Consider the following 10,481-nt stretch of genomic DNA (forward strand, 5'->3'; position numbering starts at 1 on the left):
AGCCAGCACGCAAGACGCGAGTCCCTCGCGGCGCCGGAACTACTTCATTTGCTCGTCCGCCTTGCGCGCGAAGTCGTTCGTATAGGTCGCTTTCAGGTCGATCTTCGACGCGTCGAGCCGCGTATCGAATGACGAAAGCGCGCGCAAGGCCGTCGGCGGCCCGTCCGCGGGCATCAAGCCATCCGGCGAATAGGCTTCGCGAACGTTGTGAAAGGCGTCGATATACAGCGCCTTGTCGTTGAGCAAATACGCGGGGGGCACCATCTTCGCGATGTCGGCGTCGCTGGCCGTCTGAAGCCAGCGGTCCGCGCGCACGATCGCGTTGGCCAGAGCCTGAGTCGTCTTCGGATATTTCTGGATGAAGCTATCCGGTGCGTAGAGCGTCGCCGCGGGCATCGTCCCGCCGAATACTTCCTGCGTGCCCTTCACGGTGCGGGTGTCGACCAGCACTTTGATGTCGCCCGAACGCTGCAACTTGGTCATCATCGGATCGACGTTCGATAGCGCATCGACCTGTCCGTTGCTCACGGCGGAAATCACCGTTGCGCCGCTGCCGACGCCGATCACCGAGACATCGCTGCGTTGCACCCCGGCCTTGCGCAGCGCGACCGTGAGGACGAGATCAGTCGACGAGCCCGGCGCGCTCACGCCGACCTTCGCGCCTTTGAAATCTGCCAGAGTCTTGATCGTGCCGGCCTTCTCTTTCGTCACCGCCACGGCGATCTGCGGCGCGCGGCCCATCAACACGAACGCGCGATAATGCTGGCCTTTCGCCTGCATGAAGATCGTGTGTTCATAGGCACCCGCGCCCACGTCCGCGCTGCCGCCGACCACAGCTTCCAGCGCCTTCGATCCGCCCGCGAAATCCTCGAGCGTCACGTCGAGGCCTTCGTCCTTGAAAAAGCCCAGTTGCTGCGCAGTCAACACGGGAAGGTAATAGAGGCCCGGCAAGCCTCCGACGGCCATCGTGAGCTTCGGCTTCTCGGGCGTCTCCTTCGCGATGGCGGGATATGTCGCGAGCACGAACAGCGCTGCACATGCGCCCATGGCACGCCGGAACCAGAGGTTGGACATTCGTCGTCTCCTGTCTTTTTCGAGTGTTCGTCTCGCTGCGTTAGACGCGCTGAATGTGTGCGCGCATGTGCCGCGAGCGATGATTGCGCAACGATTGTCGTCGGATGATCCGGCCCGCGCCATGCGCCGAAACCCGAATGAAGGAGGATCGATCCGCGCGACAGTGCGGAATATTTGTGCGGGGCGACCAGCCGCTCTATTGCGAACGAGGCGCGGGCCGCGGATGCAGTTGTGGCTGAGGCGGCGGATACGGCGCCGGCGCACCGCCCGGCACCTGGATGTACGGCGCAACCACATAAGGTGGTGTCGAGCCGTTGTTGTACGGCAATTCTTCGGGCGTCGCGGTCGGCTGGGCTTCGACGATGCGTCTCGTCGAAAGCGGTCCCGTTTGCAGTATGGTGCCGCTCTGGCCGTCGCTGATGCCGCTCTGGGTATCGAGAATCAGCGGCTGACGGCCCGCCGACGAAGCAGCAAACACCGCCGATGCCGCCCCCAGCAGCACGACGGTCGCGGCGGATCGCAGCAGAAGCATCGAATGGTCGGAAAACATGAGCGCCCCGGTTGATTGTAGGAATGCCGGTTATCGCAAAAACATCCTACATTACCGCGACGATGGCGTTCCGGCTAGTCGTCGAAGCCGCCGCGCACGATCCACCAGCGCCAGATACGACAAAGCCCCGCGCGGCGGGGCTTTTGTATCGCTTTAGGCTCGCGGCAAACGGCGTGCCGCGTTGGCTCGGGCGATCGACTTACAGCGAGTAGCCGTTGGTTTCGAGCGAGCGAATACGCTGCTCGAGCTGAACAATATCCGACGACGCTGCGAGGTAAGCCTCGCGGCGGCTACGTTCAGCAGTTTCAAACCAGTTGCTCAGCTTTTCGACCAGAAACGCAATCATGATGAACTCCAAGGGATCAGTAAGAATCCCCGGTGGGTTGAACATCAGGGATTTCCCGTAAAAGGGTTAACCCGAATTATAACGATCCCGCGCAACCTTGCCAGTGAATTGCCCGAATGATGTGCATTCCGTTTTGGAATGGTGCATCTTAATTTGCCCAACAAACCATTGATTTTCTGTCGATATTTTTCAGATTCGTCGCAAAATCGCCCGGAACAGCCGTCAGAATCGCACCAATTCGGTGCAATCACGCGAGATTGCGCGCAATGTCGCGTCGCTGTTTTTCAATGGCTGTGACAATCGGGCGCATCATCTATCGGATCGACAGCGGCGAGGCCTTCGATGATCGGGCAATCCGGCCGGTCATCGCCATGACAATGCTCCGCGAGATGCGCCAAGGTGTCGCGCATCTCGGTCAGTTCGGCAATGCGGTGGTTGAGGTCGGCGACATGCTCCAGCGCGATCGATTTCACTTCCGCGCTCGTGCGCGTCCGGTCGTGCCACAGCGCGAGCAGCCTGCGAATGTCCTCGACGGGAAAACCCAGCCGGCGCGCCTGGCGGATAAAGCGCAGCGAGTGTACTTCCTGCGCGCCATAAACCCGATATCCCGCCGAAGTTCGCTGTTTTGCCGCGAGCAATCCGACGCTCTCGTAGTAGCGGATCATTTTCGCCGTCACGCCCGATGCGCGGGCCGCTTGACCGATATTCATCGCCCGTTCCTCACTGCTTTCACGATATGTTGCACGATTCTTGACCTTCCCACGATGGGAAGGTCAATCATGTAGTTGCCGGTCGACAGGCATAATTCAAGGTTGCGGGACTGACAAGCAAGTCAAAGGAAAAAGCATGAGCATCGAATTCAAGGTAGAAGGCATGAGCTGCCAGCATTGCGCCGCGGCCGTTACGCGCGCCATCCAGGAACACGACGCGCGCGCGCAGGTTCACGTTGACCTGCCTGCGGGCAAGGTCGCCGTCCAGTCGGGCGCATCCATCGACACGCTCAAGGCCGCCATCGACGAAGCCGGCTACACGGTCATCGCCGTCGACGGCCATTGAGCCGGGCCACGCAGATGTTCAAGGTTGCCGTTATCGGCGCGTCGGGTCTGCTGGGGCGCGCCGTCGTCGGCGAGCTCGCCCGGCAGCGCGACTGGCAACTCGTGCAGACGGCGTTCAGCCATCCGGGGCCGCACAGCGTCAGGCTCGATATCCGCGATGCGGATGCCGTTACGCGGTTCGTCGAACGCGAGCAACCCGATGCCATCGTGATCGCAGCGGCCGAGCGCCGGCCGGATGTCTGCGAGCATGATCCGGCGCTTGCGCACGCGTTGAATGTCGACGCCGTGCGCGCGATTGCGTCGGCGGCGCGGCGGCGCGGCGCGTGGGTGCTGTCCATCTCCACCGACTACGTGTTCGACGGCACGCAGCCGCCCTATCGCGACGACGCGACGCCATCGCCGATCAACGCGTATGGCCGCAGCAAGCTGGATGGCGAGCGGGCACTCGCCGAATCCACCGAGCTGGGCTGCGTGCTGCGCCTGCCGTTGCTGTTCGGGCCGATCGTCGGCTGGCAGGAGTCGGCGGTGACGAGTCTCGTGCCCGCGATTGCTGCGTCGGCAAGCGCGGCGCCCGACGCAAAGGCCGCCGCTATGGACGCATGGGCGATTCGCTATCCAACCTATACGCCGGATGTGGCCGTCGTCGTGCAGCAATTGCTGGAGCGGCACGCACACGGCGAGGCTGTGTGCGGCACGGCGCAGTGGTCCGGCGACGAACCGATGACGAAATACGACATCGCGCAACGCCTTGCGGACGCGCTGCAAATCGACGCGCAACTCACGCCGCAGCACACGCCGACGGATTCGACGCCGCGTCCGCATAACTGCCATCTGGACTCGTCGCGGCTCGAAGCGCTCGGCATCGGTCGGCGCACGCCGTTCGATACGGCGATTCGCCAGGTGCTCGCTCAGTTTCCGTGGCGCGGTTAGCGCGATCAGTGGAAGTCGCGGCTCGTCGATTGCAGCCCGCCCAGCAGATGCGACATATCGACGAGCCGTTGCGCCACCAGGTGCCGCACTTCGCCCTCGCATTGCCACGTGCCGTAGACGGCCAGCAGCGATGCGCCCAGCGCTTCCCTTCTCTGTTTCTCCAGCAGGCTCGGCCACACGATCACGTTGACGTTGCCCGTTTCGTCCTCAAGCGTCACGAACAGCACGCCTTTCGCCGTGCCGGGCCGCTGCCGCACGGTGACGATCCCGCATCCGCGCGCGAGGCGTCCATTGCGGTAGTGGCTCAACGTCGACGCGGGCATCAGGCGCTGCTCCAGCAGCACGGGCCGCAGCAGTTCCAGCGGATGACGGCCGAGCGTCAGCCCCACTGACCGGTAGTCCGCGACGATGTCCTGCGCCTCCGACGGCGCGCCCAGTTCGGGCGTGTCGTCCTGAACGGCGGCGGCAGACAGCATGTCCTTGTCGGGCACGGCGGCGACCGAATGCCACAACGCCTCGCGCCGGTTGCCCGCCAGCGATGACAACGCATTCGCGTCGGCGAGCACATGCAGGTCGTGCCGGTTGAGTTGCGCCCGGCGCGCGAGATCGTGGACGCTCCTGAACGGGCGCACCGCGCGCGCGTTTTCGATGCGCTCCGCCGCGCCGTCCTTCATGCCGCGCAATAGCGACAGCCCGAGACGAACGGCCGGGCGCACGCTGCCCGCCACGGTTTCGAGCGAAGAGTCCCAGCCGCTGACGGTCACGTCCACGGGCAGGACGATCACGCCATGCCGCCGCGCGTCCTGCACGAGTTGCGACGGCGAATAGAAGCCCATCGGCTGGCTGTTGAGCATCGCGGCGAGAAACGCCTCGGGCTCGTGGCATTTCAGCCAGCTGCTCGTATAGACCAGCAGCGCAAAGCTCGCCGCGTGGCTTTCCGGAAAGCCATATTCGCCGAAGCCCTTGATCTGCTCGAAGATGCTCTCGGCGAAACTCTGCGGGTAGCCACGCTCCCGCATGCCGTTGACGATGCGATCGTAGTATTTGATGAGGTCGCCCTTGCGCTTCCACGCGGCCATCGCGCGGCGCAACTGATCGGCCTCGCCCGGCGTGAACCCCGCCGCGATAATCGCGACCTGCATCACCTGCTCCTGGAAGATCGGCACGCCGAGCGTGCGCTCGAGCGCGACCTTCAGCTTGTCATTCGGATAACTGACGGGTTCGAGCCCTTGCCGCCGCCGCAGATACGGATGCACCGCTCCGCCCTGAATCGGCCCCGGCCGCACGATCGCGACTTCGATCACGAGATCGTAGAACTCTTGCGGACGCAAACGCGGCAGCATGCTCATCTGCGCACGCGATTCGATCTGGAACACGCCGATCGTATCGGCGCGCGAGATCATGTCGTAAGTCGCTTTGTCTTCGAGCGGAATGTCCTGCATCTCGAAGCGTTCGCCGCGCCGCTCCGACACGATATCCAGCGTGCGCCGGATCGCCGACAGCATGCCGAGCGCGAGCACATCGACCTTCAGCAAGCCGAGCGATTCGAGATCGTCCTTGTCCCATTCGATCACCGAGCGGTCGGCCATCGCCGCGTTCTCGACGGGCACGAGCCGCGTAAGCTTGCCGCGGCTGATCACGAAGCCGCCCGAATGCTGCGACAGATGGCGCGGAAAATTGAGCAGTTGCGACGCGAGCCGCGCCCACGCCTGAATCAGCGGCTTCTCCGGGTCCAGCCCCGACTCCTCGAAGCGCTTGAGCAGATCGTGACTCGTATCGAACCAGTGATGCGACTTCGCGACGGTATCGACGATCTGCGGATCGATGCCGAGCGCCTTGCCCGTCTCGCGCAACGCGCCACGCGGCCGGTACGTCGACACGGCTGCCGCGATCGCCGCGCGATCGCGCCCGTACTTGCGATAGATGTACTGGATCACTTCTTCGCGCCGCTGGTGTTCGAAGTCCACGTCGATGTCGGGCGGCTCGCCGCGTTCCTTCGAGATGAACCGCTCGAACAGCATGTTGCCGCGCGCCGGGTCTACTTCCGTCACGCCGAGGCAGTAACAGACAGCCGAGTTGGCCGCAGACCCGCGTCCCTGACACAGAATGTGCTGGCTGCGGGCGTAACGCACGATGTCATAGACGGTCAGAAAGTATGGCTCGTAGCCGAGGTCCGCGATCAGCGCGAGTTCATGCTCGATCTGCTCCTGCACGTTGTGCGGAATGCCCGAAGGAAAACGCCGCTGCGCGCCGAAATACGTTTCCTGACGCAGGTATTGCGTCGGCGTATAGCCTTCGGGCACGAGTTCGTCGGGATATTCGTAGCGCAGTTCGTCGAGCGAAAACGTGCAGCGCGACAACACGCTGATCGTTTCGCGCAACGTGTGCTCGGGATACAGATTCGCGATGCGCAGACGCGAGCGCAGATGCTGTTCTGCATTCGGCGCGAGCTCGTAGCCGCACTCGTGCACCGGCCTGCCGACGCGAATCGCCGTCATCGTGTCCTGCAGCGGCTTGCGCGAGCGCACATGCATCACGACATGACCCAATGCGACGACGGGCACGTTCTGCTTGCCTGCGACATATTCGAGCGCGCCGCGATGAATGTCATCCATCGCGCGCTGATGCAGCACGAGCCCGGCCCATGCGCGGCCTGGAAACGTCTCGTCGAGCCATTCGATCTGCGCTTCGAGCGCCTCTTCGTCCGCTGGAAAATCGGGAACGAGGATCGCGAGGCAATCGGGCATGCCACGCAGATGCGCATTTTCGCGATCGGGCCGCGACAGATCGTGCGGCGTGAGGCGATATTCGCCCTTCGGCGCGCGCGTGCGCGCGAGCGTGATCAGCTCCGACAGATTGCCGTAGCCCTCGCGATTCTGCGCGAGCAGAATCAGGCTGAACGCGGGCGTGCCATCGGCATTGCGCAGCCGGAAATACGACCCGATGACGAGCGGCAAGCCCACTTCCTTCGCCGCGACATGCGCGCGCACGACGCCCGCGAGCGAGCATTCGTCGGTGATGGCAAGCCCCGAATAACCCAGCTGAAACGCGCGCTCTGCGAGTTCCTCTGCATGCGACGCGCCATGCAGGAACGTGAAGTTCGAAAAGCAGAACAACTCGGCGTAAGCGGGCAACGCATTGAATGTCGTATCCATCGCGCGTCATCCGAACAGGCCGTGCAGGAACCAGCGCGGCTCCTCTTCGGCATCGCGGCTGCTGATGCGCTCGCGATAAACCCAGTAGCAGGTGCGGTCTTCGCCTTGCATGACGAAGTAATCGCGCGTGACGAGGGCGCCGTCGAACCAGCCCGCTTCGATCCGCTCGCCCGGCGACACCATCTTCAGCGGCGAGCCGTAGAACGGCCGGTGCTCACGCATCAGCAGACGCACGGGCGTCGCCAGCATCCATGTCGCACGCGGCAGGCTCTTCGGCAACTGCATCTTTTTTTCCGCGTGGTTCACGGGCACCCAGCGGTTCGCGATTTCCGGCCGGTAGTCGGCCGTCGGCGCGGGGCGCAACACGTTTTCGTCGCCGAGTCGAGCAATCAGCAACTCGATCAGCCGCACGTGATCCGCCGGCGAGCCGCCCGGCTCGGGAAAGAGCTGATCGGTGGCGGGCGCGGCCGCATCGACCTTCGACGCATCGAGCCGCACCGCGATAGCCGGTGCGTCCAATGTGAGGCGATGCAGCCGCTCCTTCACGAGACGCAGCAGATGGTCTTCGCGCCAGGCGGCTTCGCCCAGCGCGATGTCGATCGACGTCGGCGCGATGGCTTCGCGTCCTCGCTCATGCTCGAACGACAGCGTGATCGCCGTCACCGCCAGTTGCTTCGCGCACAGCCAGCCGCACAGCTGCACGATCAGACGATGCGCGGCGAACACGGCACCATCCGCATGCTCCAGACGATCGGGCAATTCGAAGCGCGCGGTGAACGTGGGCGGCAGCTCGAGCCAGTCGAACAGTTCAGGCGCGGTGCCGAACGCGCGGTCGAGCGAATCCAGCAGATGCTCGCCGCAGCGCCGCTGCAGACCGGCGCGCGGCAGACGGCGCACATCGGCAATCGATTCGCAGCCCAAGCCGCCGAACCAGTCGGCAAACGGACGGATCTCCGGCACGGCGAGCATCGGCAGCGGCTCGAGCACGCGCTCGAGCGACGCGAGTTGCAGCACGCGCCGGTTGCCGTGTTTCGCCAGAAGCCACGCGCCCTGCCCCGTCGGCGCGGCACTGATGTGCGCCGTCAAGCCGAGCGCGCCGAGAACCGCCTTGGCCTGACGGCATAGCGACAACAGCCCGCCGAAAAGCCGCAAGCTCGCGCCGACTTCGACGAGCACCGTCGCTTCGTCGAGCAACGCGACATCGGGCGAAAACTTCATCAGCGCTACGCCGACTTCGCGCTGCGCCGCGTTTTCACGTGCGATGTCACGCTCGTACAGTGCCGTTTCCGGCGACAGCGTCAGCACGCCACCGCGCTTCATACCCAGTCGCACGCCCGCCGCGCGGGCCGCGCTGTCGGCAATCGCGACCTTGTCCTTCTCCAGCACCGCGCTGCCGTGCACCGGCTCAGGCGACCACCTCGGTCGAAAGACTTCGAGCGGCAACTTCAGCAGATGAACGGCGAGAAAGACGCGCATGGCGAGAAAACAGAACAGGAGTGGGTTGAAGAGAAATCGACAGAGGCTCCGCGCGTGTTGGGCCTCGTCGTTTCACGATGTCGACCATCAGACCGTCGGCCGAGGGGCGTAACGCCAGCCGCAATAGCGCCGGCGACGAGTCCTGAGCCGAGGCGAGCGGCCGGACCATGATGAAGAGCGTCTCGGACGACTGAGCAGCCAGATGGAGACGCCGCAGCGACGACGCCTGCGCATGTTGCGCCCACAGGATCAGCGCGCCGCAACTGCCGGCACGCAAGATCTGTTCGGCGGACCAGAAGGCGTCGGCGCTTTTGGGGGCTTTGATCTGCAGCAGCCTGTCGAGCGAGAGCCCGATGTAATTGAGGCCCAGGCCATCCGGAATATGCGGCGGCTGAATGAGAGCAATGTGCCGATCGCCCAGTGAACTCAATGCCGGACGCAACAGCCGCATCTCGCCGACGCCCGGCACCTGGACCAGCAAATCGACAAGCGCGCCAATGGGCCAGCCACCGCCGGGCAACTCCGTCGATAACGCGGGATAGCCGGTGTCGAGCGTGCGCCGGCCGCCGCGCGCGAGCTGCGAGGCTCGCCATAGCGACGGATGAATCTCTTCGGCACGGGTAGTGGGGGCTGACATGATGTAGGAAAAACCTGTATATCCATACAGTATCCTACACGGAAAATTGCGAGATGAATCGCGCCCTTTTTGGGCTTTGGGTTTGCTTTTCTTCTGAATTAAATGCTATGCCGTGATTGAGTTTTCTGTGCTTTAAAGCCTTTAAAAAGCGCTTTAATGACGGTTATTACGCGCCGATGGCATTGCTTATAAAAAAGGAACGACAATGAAGAAGCTATTCAGCGAAGAACAATTTATTGGCATCCTGAGGGAGGCCGAGGCTGGCCTGAAGCCGACAGAACTGTGCCGCAAGTACGGTATCTCGGAGGCAACTTACTACACTGGAAGGCGAAGTTCGGCGGGATGACCGTCGCGGACGCGCAGCGCCTGAAAGAACCGGAGCGGGAGAACAACAGGCTCAAGCGCCTGTTGGCAGAATCGATGCTCGACAATGCCGCGCTGAAGGACCTGCTGTCGCGAAAGTAGCAAGCCAAACGCGCGGCGCGTCAGAATATTGATGACCGAACGCGCGATGGGTGTCACCCGGGCTTGCGAGCTGGTAGGAATTTCGCATTCACTGTTCCGTTATGAGTCGCGCCGCAGCGACGACGCGGATCTGACGGACAGGATGACGGCAATCGCCGCGCAGAAACGTCGATACGGCTACCGCCGTATTCATGTGCTGTTGCGTCGCGAAGGCTGCCTGGCCAACCATAAGCGGACGTGGCGTCTGTATAACAAGGCAGGGTGGAGCGTGCGTAAGCGCAAATGCAAGCGCATTGCCGCCGTCGAGCGAAAACCCCTGCGGTGCCGACAGACCCGAACCAAAGCTGGTCGATGGATTTTGTCTCTGATGGGCTGGCTTACGGCCAGCGGTTTCGCTGCCTGAATGTGGTCGACGACTACACGCGGGAATGTCTGGCTATCGAGGTCGACACTTCACTGCCGGGCTGCGCGTAAAGCACGTGTTGCAACGGTTAGACGAGATGCGTGATTGCCTACATCCATCACGGTAGACAACGGACCGGAATTCGCGGGTAAGGTGCTGGATGCATCGGCTTACGAAGCCGGCGTTACGCTGTCGTTCATCCGGCCATGCAAGGGAAGGTAAAAAAGCGCGGCGCCGTAAACGGCCACGGCCCCGCCTTTTGGGGGCGGGGCCGGGACGTGTATAAGGAGCCTGACGATTACCTACTTTCACACGGGCAATCCGCACTATCATCGGCGTGGAGTCGTTTCACGGTCCTGTTCGGGATGGGAAGGGGTGGGACCGACTCGC

11 protein-coding genes, 1 rRNA gene and 1 pseudogene are annotated in these 10,481 nt (G+C 63.2%); 5 read left to right on the top strand and 8 right to left on the bottom strand.

Translation table 11 applies throughout. The features are described 5' to 3' along the window. Positions 1-39: 39 nt before the first annotated feature. The 4 genes from AABE10_RS19495 to cueR form a co-directional block, all read right to left on the bottom strand. The gene (locus tag AABE10_RS19495) at positions 40-1,074 is read right to left on the bottom strand and encodes an ABC transporter substrate-binding protein (protein ID WP_342934882.1); all 1,035 of its coding nucleotides are present in this window, start codon (positions 1,072-1,074) and stop codon (positions 40-42) included. Positions 1,075-1,270: 196 nt separating this feature from the next. Further along, a complete protein-coding gene (locus AABE10_RS19500; protein WP_342934883.1) occupies positions 1,271-1,624 on the bottom strand; it encodes a hypothetical protein in 354 nt (117 codons plus the stop codon). A 199-nt stretch (positions 1,625-1,823) separates the two neighbouring features. Next, positions 1,824-1,970 carry a DUF3563 family protein gene (locus AABE10_RS19505; RefSeq protein WP_152760862.1) on the bottom strand — a complete coding sequence of 49 codons (147 nt, stop codon included), beginning with the start codon at positions 1,968-1,970 and terminating at the stop codon, positions 1,824-1,826. Positions 1,971-2,254: 284 nt separating this feature from the next. Next, the gene (gene cueR, locus AABE10_RS19510; protein WP_342934884.1) at positions 2,255-2,680 is read right to left on the bottom strand and encodes a Cu(I)-responsive transcriptional regulator; all 426 of its coding nucleotides are present in this window, start codon (positions 2,678-2,680) and stop codon (positions 2,255-2,257) included. 136 nt (positions 2,681-2,816) lie between these two features. On the opposite strand from cueR, the gene AABE10_RS19515 reads away from it, so the two are divergent. Both AABE10_RS19515 and AABE10_RS19520 read left to right on the top strand, forming a co-directional pair. Further along, a complete protein-coding gene (locus AABE10_RS19515; protein ID WP_342934885.1) occupies positions 2,817-3,026 on the top strand; it encodes a heavy-metal-associated domain-containing protein in 210 nt (69 codons plus the stop codon). Positions 3,027-3,040: 14 nt separating this feature from the next. After that, on the top strand, positions 3,041-3,955 hold the full coding sequence (locus AABE10_RS19520; protein ID WP_342934886.1) for an SDR family oxidoreductase: 915 nt from the start codon (positions 3,041-3,043) through the stop codon (positions 3,953-3,955). Positions 3,956-3,960: 5 nt separating this feature from the next. On the opposite strand, the gene AABE10_RS19525 is transcribed toward AABE10_RS19520, so the two are convergent. From AABE10_RS19525 to imuA, 3 genes are read right to left on the bottom strand one after another with little or no spacing between them, the layout of a single operon-like run. Further along, entirely contained in the window at positions 3,961-7,110 is a 3,150-nt protein-coding gene (locus AABE10_RS19525; protein ID WP_342934887.1) for an error-prone DNA polymerase, read from the bottom strand. A gap of 6 nt (positions 7,111-7,116) precedes the next feature. Then, positions 7,117-8,586 (bottom strand): DNA polymerase Y family protein, encoded by a 1,470-nt coding sequence (locus tag AABE10_RS19530; protein ID WP_342934888.1) that lies wholly within the window; start codon positions 8,584-8,586, stop codon positions 7,117-7,119. Continuing rightward, entirely contained in the window at positions 8,516-9,223 is a 708-nt protein-coding gene (gene imuA / locus AABE10_RS19535; RefSeq protein ID WP_342934889.1) for a translesion DNA synthesis-associated protein ImuA, read from the bottom strand. The genes AABE10_RS19530 and imuA overlap by 71 nt, the downstream gene beginning before the upstream one ends. 205 nt (positions 9,224-9,428) lie before the next feature. Between imuA and AABE10_RS19540 the strand changes: the two are divergent. The 3 genes and pseudogenes from AABE10_RS19540 (at position 9,429) to AABE10_RS36445 (ending at position 10,162) form a co-directional block, all read left to right on the top strand. Next, a pseudogene (locus tag AABE10_RS19540) lies at positions 9,429-9,688 on the top strand (transposase). 31 nt (positions 9,689-9,719) lie between these two features. Beyond that, positions 9,720-10,091, top strand: a complete 372-nt coding sequence (locus AABE10_RS19545) for an IS3 family transposase (RefSeq protein WP_342934890.1) — start codon at positions 9,720-9,722, stop codon at positions 10,089-10,091. Next, on the top strand, positions 10,040-10,162 hold the full coding sequence (locus AABE10_RS36445) for a hypothetical protein (RefSeq protein WP_428983353.1): 123 nt from the start codon (positions 10,040-10,042) through the stop codon (positions 10,160-10,162). Before AABE10_RS19545 ends, AABE10_RS36445 begins: the two co-directional genes overlap by 52 nt. Positions 10,163-10,380: 218 nt before the next feature. Here AABE10_RS36445 and rrf read toward each other — a convergent pair. Then, positions 10,381-10,481, bottom strand: a 5S ribosomal RNA gene (gene rrf / locus AABE10_RS36450); the annotation flags it as partial.

Source organism: Paraburkholderia diazotrophica (assembly GCF_038900755.1).
GTDB lineage: Bacteria > Pseudomonadota > Gammaproteobacteria > Burkholderiales > Burkholderiaceae > Paraburkholderia > Paraburkholderia diazotrophica_A.